The organism is Cupriavidus sp. BIS7, from assembly GCF_000292345.1.
Classification (GTDB): Bacteria; Pseudomonadota; Gammaproteobacteria; order Burkholderiales; family Burkholderiaceae; genus Cupriavidus.
In genome coordinates this window covers 96,804-111,622 of the sequence record NZ_ALOU01000047.1, presented here as the reverse complement: position 1 = coordinate 111,622, position 14,819 = coordinate 96,804, and the positions used below count along the sequence as shown (strand labels likewise).

The 14,819-nt window shown below is 59.2% G+C and carries 15 protein-coding genes; 7 read left to right on the top strand and 8 right to left on the bottom strand.

The features are described from left to right. Positions 1 to 12: 12 nt before the first annotated feature. Together B552_RS0116995 and B552_RS0116990 are read right to left on the bottom strand one after the other, a co-directional pair. Positions 13 to 567 (bottom strand): cytochrome b/b6 domain-containing protein, encoded by a 555-nt coding sequence (locus tag B552_RS0116995; RefSeq protein ID WP_019450248.1) that lies wholly within the window; start codon positions 565 to 567, stop codon positions 13 to 15. A gap of 2 nt (positions 568 to 569) precedes the next feature. Beyond that, the gene (locus B552_RS0116990) at positions 570 to 836 is read right to left on the bottom strand and encodes a PepSY domain-containing protein (protein WP_019450247.1); all 267 of its coding nucleotides are present in this window, start codon (positions 834 to 836) and stop codon (positions 570 to 572) included. Positions 837 to 1,077: 241 nt separating this feature from the next. Here B552_RS0116990 and B552_RS0116985 point away from each other — a divergent pair, with 241 nt between their 5' ends. Next, complete coding sequence (locus tag B552_RS0116985; protein ID WP_019450246.1) at positions 1,078 to 2,124, top strand: LysR family transcriptional regulator; 1,047 nt, start codon at positions 1,078 to 1,080, stop codon at positions 2,122 to 2,124. Positions 2,125 to 2,169: 45 nt separating this feature from the next. Here B552_RS0116985 and B552_RS0116980 read toward each other — a convergent pair whose 3' ends face one another. Beyond that, entirely contained in the window at positions 2,170 to 2,676 is a 507-nt protein-coding gene (locus B552_RS0116980) for a hypothetical protein (protein ID WP_019450245.1), read from the bottom strand. Positions 2,677 to 2,706: 30 nt separating this feature from the next. Continuing rightward, complete coding sequence (locus tag B552_RS0116975) at positions 2,707 to 3,399, bottom strand: helix-turn-helix transcriptional regulator (RefSeq protein WP_019450244.1); 693 nt, start codon at positions 3,397 to 3,399, stop codon at positions 2,707 to 2,709. 345 nt (positions 3,400 to 3,744) lie between these two features. On the opposite strand from B552_RS0116975, the gene B552_RS0116970 reads away from it, so the two are divergent. Both B552_RS0116970 and B552_RS0116960 read left to right on the top strand, forming a co-directional pair. After that, positions 3,745 to 4,443, top strand: a complete 699-nt coding sequence (locus B552_RS0116970; protein WP_019450243.1) for a hypothetical protein — start codon at positions 3,745 to 3,747, stop codon at positions 4,441 to 4,443. Positions 4,444 to 5,416: 973 nt separating this feature from the next. Continuing rightward, entirely contained in the window at positions 5,417 to 6,112 is a 696-nt protein-coding gene (locus tag B552_RS0116960) for a hypothetical protein (protein WP_157160278.1), read from the top strand. Positions 6,113 to 6,424: 312 nt separating this feature from the next. Here the strand turns inward: B552_RS0116960 and B552_RS0116955 are convergent, their stop codons facing one another. Both B552_RS0116955 and B552_RS0116950 read right to left on the bottom strand, forming a co-directional pair. After that, positions 6,425 to 7,921, bottom strand: a complete 1,497-nt coding sequence (locus tag B552_RS0116955) for a CoA-acylating methylmalonate-semialdehyde dehydrogenase (RefSeq protein ID WP_019450241.1) — start codon at positions 7,919 to 7,921, stop codon at positions 6,425 to 6,427. A gap of 53 nt (positions 7,922 to 7,974) precedes the next feature. After that, the gene (locus B552_RS0116950; protein WP_019450240.1) at positions 7,975 to 8,199 is read right to left on the bottom strand and encodes a hypothetical protein; all 225 of its coding nucleotides are present in this window, start codon (positions 8,197 to 8,199) and stop codon (positions 7,975 to 7,977) included. A 348-nt stretch (positions 8,200 to 8,547) separates the two neighbouring features. On the opposite strand from B552_RS0116950, the gene B552_RS0116945 reads away from it, so the two are divergent. Continuing rightward, positions 8,548 to 9,516, top strand: coding sequence for a tripartite tricarboxylate transporter substrate binding protein (locus B552_RS0116945; protein ID WP_026035753.1), 969 nt, complete (start codon positions 8,548 to 8,550; stop codon positions 9,514 to 9,516). A gap of 85 nt (positions 9,517 to 9,601) precedes the next feature. Here the strand turns inward: B552_RS0116945 and B552_RS0116940 are convergent, their stop codons facing one another. Together B552_RS0116940 and B552_RS0116935 are read right to left on the bottom strand one after the other, a co-directional pair. Beyond that, positions 9,602 to 10,471, bottom strand: coding sequence for an amidohydrolase family protein (locus tag B552_RS0116940; RefSeq protein WP_026035752.1), 870 nt, complete (start codon positions 10,469 to 10,471; stop codon positions 9,602 to 9,604). A 20-nt stretch (positions 10,472 to 10,491) separates the two neighbouring features. Next, on the bottom strand, positions 10,492 to 11,433 hold the full coding sequence (locus B552_RS0116935) for a hydroxyacid dehydrogenase (RefSeq protein ID WP_019450235.1): 942 nt from the start codon (positions 11,431 to 11,433) through the stop codon (positions 10,492 to 10,494). Positions 11,434 to 11,574: 141 nt separating this feature from the next. Between B552_RS0116935 and gcvA the strand changes: the two genes are divergently transcribed. From gcvA to B552_RS0116920, 3 genes are all read left to right on the top strand, one after another. After that, positions 11,575 to 12,492 carry a transcriptional regulator GcvA gene (gcvA, locus tag B552_RS0116930; RefSeq protein WP_035879957.1) on the top strand — a complete coding sequence of 306 codons (918 nt, stop codon included), beginning with the start codon at positions 11,575 to 11,577 and terminating at the stop codon, positions 12,490 to 12,492. A gap of 144 nt (positions 12,493 to 12,636) precedes the next feature. Further along, on the top strand, positions 12,637 to 13,791 hold the full coding sequence (locus tag B552_RS0116925) for an acyl-CoA dehydrogenase (protein ID WP_019450233.1): 1,155 nt from the start codon (positions 12,637 to 12,639) through the stop codon (positions 13,789 to 13,791). 41 nt (positions 13,792 to 13,832) lie between these two features. Then, positions 13,833 to 14,816 carry a tripartite tricarboxylate transporter substrate binding protein gene (locus B552_RS0116920; RefSeq protein WP_019450232.1) on the top strand — a complete coding sequence of 328 codons (984 nt, stop codon included), beginning with the start codon at positions 13,833 to 13,835 and terminating at the stop codon, positions 14,814 to 14,816. The last annotated feature ends 3 nt before the right edge of the window (positions 14,817 to 14,819 follow it).

The window sequence follows — 14,819 nt, the reverse complement described above, 5'->3', positions numbered from 1 at the left end:
TTGCCTGTGTCTCTACTGCCGGGTCTCGCGCGGCTTGCGGCCGGTGATCATCGCGGCAATCAGGTTTTCCTTGCCCTTGATGCTCATGCCAATCGCGGCAATCACGTGCACGATGACCACCGCCAGCAACGTGTTGGCAAGCCAGTGATGGATGTCGATCGGCCAGTCCTCGCCCCAGAACGGGTCAAGGCGCGAGATCCAGCCCGTGACCGCCAGTGAAAGGATCAGCGCCCACATCGCCAGCATGCCTACTGCACCCAGCGGCGTATGGCTGACATAGCGCGGCGCGCGGCCCGCAGCCAGCGCCTTGCTGTAGTCGCGCACGGCAGCAGGGCGGGGCAGCCACGTACTGAACCGCGCGTGCTGGCTGCCGATGAAGCCCCACACGATGCGGAACAGCACCAGTCCCGCGGCGATGTAGCCGAGCGTGCGATGAACCCGGTCGCCGGAATCCTGGATCAGGTCGAACAGGACGATGGCCGCCACGCTCCAGTGCGTGAAGCGCACGACCACGTCCCAGACGCGAATCGTGTCAGGGGCATGTACCCGATCCGCAGGTGCAGGCATGATCAGCTACCGATTTCGGATTTGACGATGTCCAGCGTCTTGGTGTCAAAGTAGATCTCCGCCTTCTTGCCGTCCTTGTTCGTGCCATAGATTTCATAGCAGTTGCCATCGACCTTGAACTTCTTGATGGTGTAGCCCTGCTCCTGGATCTTGGCCTTCGCGTCGGCTTCCGGCATCCATTCGGACTTGGGATGCTTCGTGCAGTTGGCACCGGCGAATGAGGCGGTCGAGAACACTCCGGCAACCAAAAAAGCGGCAATCTTGCGCATTGACTTCTCCGACATGAGCCCACCAGGGGCGACGACAGGAATGCTATCCCACAATGAGAGCGATTCTCAATACATTGTTTCCCCAGCGCATGTGAGTGAGGCGGTGGTCACGCGATATGGCGTTGTCACGCCGATGAAATATCCACACTGCGGACATGGGCTCCACCATTGTTCGTAGTGTGGGACAATCGCGCTCCATCGGGTAGGGGTTTTCCCGATGTTTGTGTCAGCAAGGTGCGCAATGAAATCGATTGACTGGAAGGACTGGGAAATCTTCTGCCGTGTGGTGGAAGGGGGCGGCTTCACACAGGGGGCCGAACTGGCCGAAGTCCCGAAGTCATCGGCCAGCGCCGCGGTGGCCCGGCTGGAAGGACAGCTTGGCGTGCGGCTGTTCGAGCGCACCACGCGCCGCGTGCGCGTGACCCAGCGTGGCCAGCAACTGTATGACCGTGTTGCGCCGCTGTTTGGCGAACTGCGCGAGATCAGCGCGGAGGCCGCCTCCGTCAGCGAGGAAGTCAGCGGCACGCTGCGCATCGCCACACCCTATGAGGTTGGCTCCCAGCACCTTTCCCCCACGCTGAACCGTCTGCTCAAGCTGCATCCGTCGCTGCGCCTGCAGATTGATGTGAGCTGGGACCAGCCCGACCTGATCCGCCACGGCTACGACCTGGCTTTTGTGATGACCGATACGGGCCTGCATGACAGCTCGTTCGCCAGCAAGCGCGTGGTGCTGATCGAACGCGCGTTCTATGCGGCGCCGTCACTGATCCGCGAACGCGGGCTGCCGCGCACGCCGCAGGATCTGCAGGGCTGGCCGACAATTGGCAACCTGGACGACGTTCGGTGGGAATTCCTGCGCGATCGCGTGGAAACGTTCGCCATGGACGTGGAGCCGCGCATCTGCACGCACAACGCGGAGGTGCGGATCAAGGCAGCGGTGGACGGCCTGGGCGTGACGCGCCTGTCGCCACGCTTCGTGCACGAGCAGCTTGTGCAGGGCCAGTTGGTGCGGGTGCTGCCTGGCTATACGTCGTCGCCGCTCAAGGTGTACGTGCTGATGCCGGCGCGCAAGCTGATGCCGGCCAGCGTACGCGCTTTCCTGGACGCGCTGGAGGAAACGCTTGGCGTGCCCGATACGCGCCGGCCGGTCCCGCGCGTGACGGCGTCGGTGGCCGGGGTCGACATTGATGCCGAACGTGACCGACGTGACGAACGTGACCAGCGTGACGAACGTGAGCAAGGCGAACAGGGTGACGATGGCATGCCCACCGTCATCACGCTGGACTGAAGCGCTCGAAGCGGTCAAACCGGCGGACGCGGCAATCCGCCGGCATCAATACGGCTGGTCGCCGCTGCGCACGTCGAAGCCCAGCGTATCGGCGATCTCCAGCATCTCGTCGTCATCCTCGCTGCGCGTGATCCAGCCGGCGTAGGCGTCGCCGCCCGTGTCCCAATTCCAGAGCGTATAGCCCGCCACGCGCAACTGGTCGGCGGCAAGTTCCATCAGCTCGGGCACACTGGTGCCTTCGAGGAAGTCTTCGTCCTCGGTATCGTCGGTGCCCCAGTCGATCTCGAAGTCGATGCGCTCGCACAACTGGTTCAGGCAGCCGATGAATGATTCGGCATCCTTCCAGTCGACGTAGAAGCCCGATTCCCAGTCAATGATTTCCTTGATCTGGTAGAGCAGCGTTTCCGCGTCGGCCTCGTCTTCCTCGGCGTCTTCCATCGCTTCCTCGAACAGCGTGCAATGCCGCGAGGTCTGCTGCGTGTCGCCAAGATTGATCAGCGCGAACAGCCGGCTTACGGCGTCCTGCGCGTCATCGTCCAGTTCAATTGCCATATGCTGTCCTCCGTGCGTCCCTCCGTGGCGCTAATTGGCTGCCACCTTCCCAATCTCGCGTTGCCCGCGTGGCGTCACGCGCAACGCGCGCGACGTGATTGTAGGTTCGACCCAGCCGCGCGTCAGCATCGCCTGCAGTAATGCCGCGCCAAGCGCGCCGCCAAGATGAGGCTTGCGCTCACTCCAGTCCGGGCACGTACACGCGAACTGGCGCCTCTTGCGCCGTGCCGCGTCCAGGTCAATGCCGAGCCGCCCCATCGCCTGTGCACCGTCTCCGGTCAGGTCCACCCGCGTACCGTCTACCGCGAGCCAGCCTGCCTGCGACATTCGTTCGAAAAGACCCACGGCAAGTTCCCCGGCCAGGTGGTCGTAGCACGTGCGGGCCTGTTTCAGGGCGGGCGGTGCGGTGCGCGATACCGGCACCGCGCGCATGCGCGGCGGCTGGCTGGCCAGCGACGCGGTGGCCAGTGCCTCGATCGCAACACCAATCTCGGGCGTAGCCAGCCGGTAGTACCGGTTGCGCCCGCGCGTTTCCACGGCCAGCAGGCCGCCCTCGGAGAGGCGGGACAGGTGTCCGCTGGTCGACGACGCGGACAGCCCGGCGATCAATGCAAGTTCGCCCGCCGGCCGCGCGCTGCCATCCATCAGCGCCCAGAGCATGGCCGCCCGGCCAGGATCAGCCAGCAGCCCTGCAAGCTGGCTGATGCCAGGAGCATATTCCATAGTTCACTGCCGTATGAAGAGACGGATGCAGTATAGGAGAAGGGGGCGGGTGACCTCGGGGAATAAAGTCCTTCCAAGGGAATAAAGTACTTTCAGCGGGAATAAAGTGCTTCCCAAGGTAATAAAGCTCTTCCGAAATGTATTATGCCTAGCTTGCACGGGCTGAAACACAGCTCAGGCGTACCCCGCCAGAGCACGATACGATGCTCTTGGCCGTTTTCCATTCGGATGGCTTGCCAGTGAGCCTCAATATGGTGTAGTTACCGAGACAAGACCTCCTTTTACTGGAGGCATTCTCTCGGCTGCATTAGGTTGACATAGTTGACGTGGTTGCAATGTCGATTTATGCTGGGTTTCACGCTGCCCGAGGAGCCGATGATGACCCAGGCCGCTACCATCAAGGCCCATGTGGTGCCTCTTAGTATTGAGGCCGAAGAGGCGCTGCGTAGTGCCGTTGGCGCTGCGACCATGCTCGGGCCAGACAAGGCCAAGGCACTGCTTGGGCTGCCGGATGAGCAACTTGGGCGCCTGTTCAAGCTCGGCATTTCGCAGGTCATTGACCTCGCCGGGCAGGTAACATTCGGCCGCGAGGCGTCCGCCGCCAGGAAGTCAAAAAGGTCTGAGCGCGGAAAGACGGCCGTATCGCACACGGCTGAGAACAGCGACCCGTTCGATTTCAAGTGCCGCTCCTTGCCTGAACGGCAGGCGCTGGTCGACTCAGGCAAGCTGCTGCCCGCCGCGAAGGTCTGGGAAGGCCTGGATATGACAAGACAAGCCGTCAACAAGGCTGTCGCCTCGGGGCGAATCTTCACGGTCGACGTCGGAGCAGCTCAGTACTATCCGGCCTTTTATCTGGCCGCTGACGTGGACCGCAAGACACTCGCGAAGGTCACGCAGTTGCTGGGGAGTCTGCCTGGATGGAGCAAATGGCAGTTCTTCACGACACCTAAGGCGTCGCTGGGCAACACTACCCCGCTCAAGGCGCTGTCGCGTGGGAAGGTTGAGCAGGTTGCAATGGTCGCCGCCGCTTTTGCGGAACGATAGAGGCTGCCCTTGACGCTGACCTGAGCCGCAGCTGGCTCCGACGGAGGCCTTTACGGCTGATGCTAAAGGTATCGCGAATACGCGTCTCTGAGGTCTAGGGTGCGAGCAATCAGGATAATAGTGCGCAGCGACGAGCCGCGACAACTCTCGAGATTCCGCAAGGTTCGAGCGCCCGTACCCGCCCTCTCAGCGTGCGCGGCTTGGTCCAGGTTCCGGTGTACCTGGAGCGTCTTCAAGCACTACCCTAGCTCCTCATCAATCTCGACCGGATTCGATGCCTTTGGGTATTGTTCGCCGTCTTCACATCGCCGTCCACCTTCGACTGCCCCAGCAACAACCGGCGATATTATTCCTCTTAACCCCAGAAATCGACAAGAGGCAAACTATTGCCGGTTGTCACAATACGCTGCGTCAATGCTGCAACAGAAACACCATCTCCTGGCTGACGCAGTTTCCGAATCACGATGGAAGTGGCGTCAAACTGAAGGCTAGCCTCCGTCCGCACTGTTCACTTCGGCAAGCCAAGCCTCGATGCGCCGTTGAGATTCAGGCGAACCAATGCCTTGCCGAGGGTCGAGTAAGACAAGGTATGGCTCCAGACTGAGCACGTCAGTGTTCAGCTGATATGCCCAGTAGAAATCGTCAATCGCCAGCTAGTTCTTTGAGCGATGCGCGAACACATATGCACGCGGCATGAGGTGATGCCGAATTTGGTACGCACACCAGGAGCTCGTTCTCACGTCGAGAACTCCGTGCATTCTGGGGAGTTTTCGCGGCAGTCCATAAAACTCCCATTTACATCGCCAGTTCTTTGAGTGCGTCATGCTACCGCAATCGAGCTATACCTATGACGGCGGTCGGCGGCGCCTCATGACGAGTCCCGATAGATTGCGGCACGGCCACAACTCGCCTGGATGCCACAGATGTCCACATCTGTGGAAATGCACAACACAAGTAGAAGGGAAATGAAGCTATGAATCGACTGGCCACAGATTTCTTGAGCCAAATTAAGGCCGGAGGTCTTGATAGGAACGGATTCGACAATCGCCTGGAGGTAGTAGGCACATTGGAGAAACGAAATCTGCACGCATACAAATCGGGCATAGAGGGACCTGGACATGGAACCGCTCCAGCACTGAGTTGCCCAGTTGCAGCATCAAAGGCGCATTGTGCCCCTGCATTGGATGTCCCTTCAGCCATCTTTTTTGAGGCAATACTGTTTGATGACGCAGTGATAATGACCATTAAGGTGCAACTCGGCGGCACACAGATTGTCTGGCTCGCGGATATGGAGGACCCAGAAGTCTGGCGAGCCATCGAAATGTGGCGGGACGCGAAGGCTGTACCAATTGTGCTTGCAGTAGAGAATGGTGAAAACTGGAACTACCTCACATACATGGTTCCGATGTGCAGTGCGAAGCTGGGCATTGAGGAGTTGCTGCCAAAAATCGAAGGGCTGCGGTCATCGACTCTCTGGAACTACATGACGTCCCAAGTAACGCGCTTCTACCTCCGGTTGCAGGCGACAACCGGAATACCCGGGGCCTTGTTGGAGCATGTCATCGATTGTCCATTGTTGACATCGACGACGTCGTCATACCCGAGAGAAGAGCACCGAAAACGGGCGCGTGTAGTGACCCCACATCCGATGCTAGCCTCGGTCGGTTGATGCGCTCCTCCATGTGGAAAGCTGGCCCGCATTGCGAAACTCGCTTCTTGTGCCGGAGCGTTCTGCCGGTCGAGCAGTGTGACTTCCATACCTGGCCTTGGCCAGGTAGTAAGCGCTCGACGTTCCCATGACACCACCGCTAGAACAATGACTTCTATGGCTTGCTGCTGATGAGGATGTCCCACGGCCACAACGATGCCGCTTACAAGCTCCGTCAAGAAGTTCGTTAGCCGGCGAGCCGTATAGTGCTTGCGCGGGCAACCGGGGGAGGCGAGACAAGGGCCTTGCGGCCCCAGCTCCGCCTCCTACGCGCTAGCTGTTGCTCGGAAACGCGAACTGCACCTTCTCGATAATCTCGCGTTTCGGCCAGCGTTGGGTGATTGCCTTGCGGCGGGTGTAGAAACGCACGCCATCCGGACCGTAGGCATGAAGGTCGCCAAACAGGGAACGCTTCCAGCCACCGAAGCTGTGGTAGGCCACGGGCACCGGCAGCGGTACATTGACACCGACCATGCCCACTTCGATTTCATCGCAGAAGATGCGAGCCGACTCGCCATCGCGCGTGAAGATGCACGTGCCGTTACCATACTCGTGAGCGTTGATGAGCTGCATCGCTTGCTCCAGACTCTTGACGCGCACGATGCACAATACCGGCCCGAAAATCTCATCCTTATAGATGGTCATGTCCGTCCTGACGTTGTCGAATAGCGTGCCACCCAGGAAGTAGCCATTCTCGTGGCCGGTCACCTTGAAGTCGCGACCATCGACCAGTAGCTTGGCACCGGCGGCTTCACCGGCTGCGATGTATCCGGCCACGCGTTTGAGCGCGGCGGACGTGACCAGAGGCCCCATATCCAGGCCACATGAAGTACCCGGGCCAATCTTCAGAGCCTGGATTGCGGGGACAATCTTCTCGATGAGCGCGTCGGCAATCTCGTCGCCAACGCACACTGCAACCGAGATGGCCATGCAGCGCTCGCCGCAAGAGCCATATGCCGCGCCCATCAGCGCGTTGACGGCGCTATTCAGGTCAGCGTCTGGCATGAAGACGGCATGGTTCTTTGCGCCGCCCAGGGCTTGTACACGCTTGCCGCGCTTCGTACCTTCGGAGTAGATGTACTCAGCAATTGGCGTTGACCCGACAAAGCTCAGAGCCTTGACGTCGGGATGCTCAATCAGCGCATCCACGGCTTCCTTGTCGCCGTTGACCACATTGAGGACGCCCTTGGGCAGGCCTGCCTTATGGAACAGCTCGGCAATCATGAGCGTCGAACTGGGGTCACGCTCGGACGGCTTCAGGACGAAGGTGTTTCCGCAAGCGATGGCGAGAGGGTACATCCACAGCGGCACCATCGCCGGGAAGTTGAACGGTGTGATGCCGGCAACCACGCCCAGCGGCTGGAAGTCGCTCCAGGCATCAATGTTCGGGCCCACATTTCGGTTGTACTCGCCCTTCAGTAGCTCGGGAGCGCCGCACGCGTATTCCACGTTTTCGATGCCGCGCTTCAGTTCGCCGGCGGCATCTTCGATGGTCTTGCCGTGTTCCTGGCTGATGAGCTCGACGATGGCCTTTTCGTTTTCCTCCAGCAACTGCTTGAAGCGGAACAGCACTTGTACCCGCTTCGTCGGGGGTGTATTGCGCCATGCTGGGAATGCAGCCTTAGCAGTCAGGATGGCATGTCGCAGGGTAGCCGAATCAGCCAGGACAATCTGGCCGGTGACTTCGCCGGTGGACGGGTTGTAGACCGACGAGTAGCAGCCTTCGCCTACGACACGCTCGCCATTAATGAAATGCGGGATGGTGTTCATACTGAATCCAGAAAATGACGGTAGTTGCGGAAAAGGGCAGTGCCGGAATTGCCTCAGGCGAGAGTCTCGATGACAGAACCAACGGCGTCGAACATGGTGTCGAGCTCGCTGGTGGTTGTGTTGAAAGCCGGCCCGAACTGGAGCGTGTCGCCGCCAAAGCGCACGTAGAAGCCCTTCTTCCACAGTGCGAGACCAGCCTCAAACGGGCGGATGGTCGCATCACCGTCACGCGGGGCTAGCTGGATTGCTCCGGCCAGGCCGCAGTTGCGGATGTCCACGACGTGCTTTGCGCCGCAGATACCGTGAATGGCTTGCTCGAAATGGGGAGCCAGTTCGGCGGCGTTCTGAATCAGGCTTTCACGCTTCAGCAGGTCCAGCGTCGCCAGGCCATGCTAGCCATCTCAACTCCTCCCCGCAGTGACTGGCCTCCCTCGGTTGCTGTCGTTCTTAGCAGACCAATCGAGCGCGGTTCGCTGGAGGGCTTCGGGGCACGATGCGACAAGCAATTTGCGACCAGCACGACTTGATATTGAGAAAAACTCATGCCTGGGTGAGCTTTTGGAAGTGTTTGCTTGTGATGGGATTGCGCAGAATATGGGAACAACTTATAGCCGGAGACACATCCCATGCGCCGCTCAGTCGCTGCTCATCTTTCTCTAATCGCCCTGACCTGCATCGCGACCTGCTCGTCAGCGCAAACATATCCATCGAAGCCCGTCACGGTAATTGTGCCGTTTGCCGCAGGCGGAAATCTTGATGTGACCACACGAACGGTAGTGAGCGAGATGTCGAAGAGGCTTGGACAGTCCTTCGTGGTCGACAATCGAGTGGGTGCTGGTGGTGTCATCGGGCACGAAGCTGCGGCGCGAGCCAACTCTGACGGCTACACGCTACTTGCGACCGCTAACGGAAGTTATGCCTATACACCAAAGATGATAGGCAAGCCGACGTTCACCCCGGCGGATTTCGCTCCCATCGGGATGATGGCTGTTACCCCGCTGGTTCTGGAGGTTCCCGCGAACAGTCGCTTCAAGACGTTTCAGGACTTCGCCGATTTCGCCAAGCGTAACCCGGGGAAGGTCGCAATCGGGCACGCTGGCGTCGGAACCACGAATCATGTGGCCATTGTCCAGCTCCAGGCCGCTCTGCATACGACCTTTACCATTGTTCCGTACAAGGGTTCTGCGCCAGCGATTACAGACCTGCTGGGGTCACAGGTTGATGCCGTTATCGACCAACTCCCGAGCTCTCTGCCCAACCTGAAGGCGAACAAGCTACGCGCTTTGGCTGTGACGAGCAAGGTGCGCGCCCCTGACCTGCCGCAAGTATCAACGCTACGAGAACTAGGTCTGAAGGACTTCGAGGTTGTGACTCTTTCCGGGCTGATGGCGCCGGCGAAGACACCGCCAAATGTTCTTGAGTCGCTTCATAACGCGTTGAACAGCGCTCTTGCCGAGCCGGATATCAAGAAGCGACTACAGGGACTTGGGTCCATCGCCTCGCCCTCGACCGCACAGGCATTCGACAAGGTGATGCGCGATGAAGATGCTCGTGCCGCAGCGCTAGCGCGTCAAGGCCTGCTGAAGGCGGAATGAGTCAAAGGGTTGGCGTAGGAGCTACGCCAACCCTTTTGCCATTGCATTGACAGGCGTGGAATCACGCCAGCATCTGTGATGCGGTTTAGAAGCCGTATAGGCGAGCTGGATTGTGGACGAGAATCTTTTCAAGCTGGGAGCGGCTTGGTGTCCATGCGTTAAGGAGATTCAGCAGATACCCTGCATCCGGAAGATTCCGCGACATGTTCACGTGCGGCCAATCAGACCCCCAGACGAGCCGGTCCTCGTTAGCCTCCAACATGCGTTCGTGAAAAGGCAGAACATCCTCGTAGCATGGATAGTTGCTCGAAACCCGATACGGGGTGAGCTTCACCCAGACCAGGCCGTCACCAAGCAGGCGTAGAAGGACCGCAAAGCGCGGGTCGTTCACGCCCGTACTCGGGTTTACTCGACCCATGTGGTCGAGCACGAACGGTACGCCGGCCTTGCGGATTAATGGCTCGAGTTCTACAAGTACGTCAATGTCTGCCCAAAGCTGCACGTGCATGCCAAGGTTGCGCAAGGCTGGCAAGACCTTGTGCACCTCTGCAACATCGACAGCATTCTTGTAACGCTGCTGTCCATGGTGTAGGAGGCGACTAAACCGAAGCCCGCTGACCCCCTTCCCATGCAGCGCTGCAAGTTCGCTCTCATCGATTGTGGGGTCGACGACAGCTACGCCGCGCAGACATTCAGGAGTCATGGCGAGCGCATTGAGAAGCGCGCGATTATCCAACCCATGCGCAGAGGGCTGTACCAGAACGCCGCGCTCGATGTGCAAGCTATCGAGCAGATGAAGATACGTTTGAGGTGTACATTCTGGCGGCGTGTATGTGCGTTCCTCGGATAGAGGAAACAGGCCATACGGACCAAAGACGTGACAATGACAGTCCGTGGCTCCCTTTGGAACCACGAATTCTGGCGCGGCTTCTGCGCGAGGCGGCTGATTGGTCATGAGCTGAGGCCTTCTTGTCCTCAAGCGATTGCACTTGGTGCCGGGACCACACTCAGAACATTGCGTGCTGCGGCCAATCCGAGATTCACATAGGCCGCATCGCTGACACCGCCAACATGTGGCGACAGAATGAGATTCGGAACCTCGCAGAACGGATGATTCGCCACGAAAGGCTCAACTTCGAAGCTGTCCAGGCCTGCGGCATAGAGCTTGCCGGAATTCAAAGCGTCCACAAGGGCGCCTTCATCTACCAAACCACCGCGCGCGGTGTTGACGAAAATCGCGCCATCCTTGAAACGACTGAGGGTTTCACGGTTAATCATCCTACGATTCCCGTCTGTGAGGGGGCAATGGAGGGACACCACGTCGGATTCTTCGTACAGCTTATCAAGAGAGACAAGCTTGACGCCTTCGATAGCCGCCTTCCCGGACGGGTCATAGGCAAGCACGTTCATGCCCATGGCCAGGCCAATGACAGCAGTGCGCCGGCCGATTTCTCCGAGTCCTACGATGCCAAGGGTCCGGCCGCTCAGCTCGATTGTCTTGTGCGTCGCCTTGTCCCAGTGGCCGGCGCGCATCCGGGCATTGAGGTGAACCACCGATTTGGCGCATCCCAGGATGAGCGCCCAGGCATGCTCAGCAACGGCGGCGGCGTTGGCGCCCACGGCGGCGCGAACCTCGATACCCCTTGCCGCAGCCGCGTCACGGTCCACGACGTCGACCCCACTCCCATGGCGCGAGATTATTTTCAGACCTGGCGCCGCGTCCATCATGGCTGCCGTGATTTTGCCGTAGCGGGCGATGATGGCAACCGGGTTGTGCTCGGTGGCCAGTGCAATGACTTGGGTCTCGCTTGGCTGTTTGCCTGCGTAGACCACATTGAAATCTTGCAGGAGGTCGAGTGCTTGTTGTGCCAAATCAGCACCGGTTACGAGGATTACCGGCTTCTGTTCGTTGTTCACAAGTAAGTTTCCTTAGCCAAGGGGCTCGCTCGGGAGTGAGCTGCCATATAGGCGAATTCTAGGCGGCGTCGTCACTCGAAGACCACTTCCAATCCCGCATCTAGGTATAATAAAATCTCATTTCTTGTCACGAAGGACGCGATGGCCCGGCGTATTCCTCCCCTCAACCCATTGCGGGTCTTCGAAGCGGTTGCCCGGACAAGCAATCTGACCGGTGCGGCGCAAGAGTTGCACGTTTCCCAATCAGCCGTAAGTAAGCAAATTGCTGTGTTGGAAGAGTACTTGGGGGTTGAACTCTTTCGCAGGGAACGGCACGGGGTGACGCTGACCAAGCACGGCGAGACCTATGCGCGGGAGGTGTTGCCCGCATTTGACGCTATTGCGTCCGCGACCGCACGTATTTTCCGAAGCACTTCTCAGGGCGCGTTACGCGTTCGTACTTACACGACCTTCGCGGCCAAATGGCTCATCCCGCGGCTACCTGACTTTCAGAAGCAGCATCCGACCATCGAGGTGCGTATCGACAATGCCATCCCGGACGTTGACTTTGACCGCGACCCGGCTGACGTGGCGATTCAGTTCGGAGACGGCCGTTGGCCGCGCGTCAGCTGCGACCTGCTCTTTCACGACGAAATAGAGCCCGTATGTACGCCTGCCTACGTTAAGAGCCATCGCGGTGCGCGCGGAGCGAAGGAGGCGTTGCTGCAACATCGCCTGCTGGTATCCCATTACCGACGGACTGATTGGGACGAGTGGCTCAATTTCACCGGTCTGGGTGAGGTGGCAAGCGGCACGGAGAGGATGAGCTTTGGCAGTTCGGTTATGACCTGGCAAGCGGCGCTGGACGGCATGGGAATCGCCATCGGACAAACGGCCATGCTGAAGCCCGAACTCGAGTCCGGACGGCTGGTACGGCCGTTTGCGTTGCCTTACCGGCGAGGCAAGGCGTATTACCTGGTACGCCCCCAGGTGCAACGAGAGTCTCGGAAGATTGTCGCGTTCCGCGATTGGTTGCTCACCACCGTGGCCCGCGAAACAGGACAAGCCGAGAGCCCCTGAGCCAAGAATCGCAATGACCCGATGCCACGAGCGACCACCTTGGCATGACAAATTCTACTAACTGAGCGCCAAACGCGAAGTTCACAACTGTCCCGGTATGGACGATGCTGACACCTGTCAACAGTCCATACCCGAGGAACAGCAATGAACTTTGAACTCAGCGAAGAGCACCAGGCGTTTGCAGAATCGGTGCGCCGTTTCGCCCAAGACAAGCTGGCGGCAGGTGCGCTCGAACGTGCACATTCGGCCCAGTACCCATGGGACGCCGCGCAGATGCTTGCCGAGCAAGGCCTGTTGGGCATTGCCTTCCCTGAAGAGGATGGTGGCCAAGGTGGCACCTTGATGCATGCCGTCATTGCGATTCAGGAAGTCGCGCTGGTATGCCCCAAGAGCGCGGATATCGTGCAGGCCGGCAACTTCGGCCCCATCCGCACCTTCGTCGAATATGCCACGCCGGAACAGAAGGCCCGCTTCCTGCCGGACCTCCTGGCAGGCAAGAAACTCATCGCACTGGGCATGACTGAGCCGGAAGCTGGCTCCGCAGTGACGGAGCTCAAGACTTCCGCGAAGCTGGATGGTGACCACTACGTCATCAGCGGCAGCAAGATTTTCTCGACCCACAGCCCCGAGGCGGAACTGTTCCTCATCTACGTTCGATTCGGTCCGGGTGTCGGCGGTATCGGTTCGGTTCTGGTCGAGCGTGGTGCACCGGGGTTCCAGGTTGGCGAGCCGTCGAAGTTCATGAGCGGCGAAGAATGGTGCCAACTGTATTTTGAAGATTGTCGCATCCCGAAGGAGAACCTTCTCTTGGGTGAAGGCGGCTTCAAACGTCAAATTTCCGGCTTCAACGTCGAGCGTCTGGGCAACTCGTCGCGCTCGCTGGCCCTGGGGCGCCATTGCTTCAACATCGCTCGTGAGCACGCCAAGATTCGCAAGCAGTTCGGTCGCGAACTCTGTGACTTCCAAGGCGTCCAGTGGAAGTTCGCTGAGATGGCCCTGAAGCTGGAGTCCGCACAACTGATGCTCTATCGCGCTGCAATGGAAGGCGAGCACGGCCTGCCGTCTGCGCACAGCACCGCGATGGCCAAGCTCGCTTGCAACCAGGCCGGTTGGGAGGTTGCCAACGAAGCCCTGCAAGTCATGGGGGGTATGGGGTACAGCCAAGAATCCATCGTTGAGTACTGCCTGCGCCGTATCCGTGGCTGGATGATTGCTGGTGGCTCTATCGAAATGCTGAAGAACCGCATCGCGGAAGGCGTGTTCGAGCGGACCTTCTCGCAGCGACCTCCGAAGGCATGACGCGTACGTAAGCAGAAATCAAGAACATCTGGAGACATCATATGTTTGCAAAAATCGGCAGCGCTACAGCGCTGGTGATGGCCGCTTCGCTCATGCCAGCGCTAAGCCAGGCACAACCCAGCGTCAGCTCATATCCCAACAAACCTGTCCGTATTCTTGTCGGGTATCCGGCGGGAGGGCCCACTGACCTGACAGCTCGGCTCATTGCAGCGAAGCTGCAAGCATCCATGGGGCAGTCATTCATCGTGGATAACAAGCCAGGTGCTGGGTCGAACGTCGCCTCCGAAATGCTTGCGCAGAGTCCGGCTGATGGCTACACGCTGATGATTGCCGCATCACAGCTTACGTGGAACAGCGTTCTCTACAAGAACATTCGTTACGACGCGCTAAAGAGCTTTGAGCCGATTTCGCGCCTGATGTCAGCTCCGGCTGTTCTTGCCATCAATCCGAAGGTCCAAGTCAAGACGGTTTCGGAACTCGTTGCAAAGGCCAAGAAAGAGCCGGGCAAGTACACGTTCGCCTCGTCTGGCCCGGGGTCGGTGCCTCATATCGCGGGTGAACTGTTCAAGAGCAAGGCGAGCATCGACTTGCTGCACGTTCCCTACAAAGGAAGTGGACCGGCGGTGACTGCAGTGCTGGGCGGCGAAACGGACATGTATTTCATGACCGTGCTCAGTGCGATGCCCTACTTCAAGAGCGGCAAGCTGCTACCGCTTGGCGTAACTTCCAACCGCCGCATTCCTCAACTGCCGAACGTGCCAACGATGGCCGAGGCTGGCGTGCAAGGGGTAGAGCTCGATTCCTGGAATGGACTGTTTGCTCCTGCCGGTACGCCAAAGGAAATCGTCGAAAAATTAGGTCGGGAAGTGCGGAAAATCCTTGAGCAACCGGACGTACGTAAATCGTTCGAGGAACAGGGGGCGACTGTTGTTGGCAGTACCCCTGAGGAGTTCTCGGCTTACCTGAAGAAGGAAGTTACGCAGGGCACCGCCTTTGCGCGTTCTATCAAGCTATCGTTGGATTGAAAA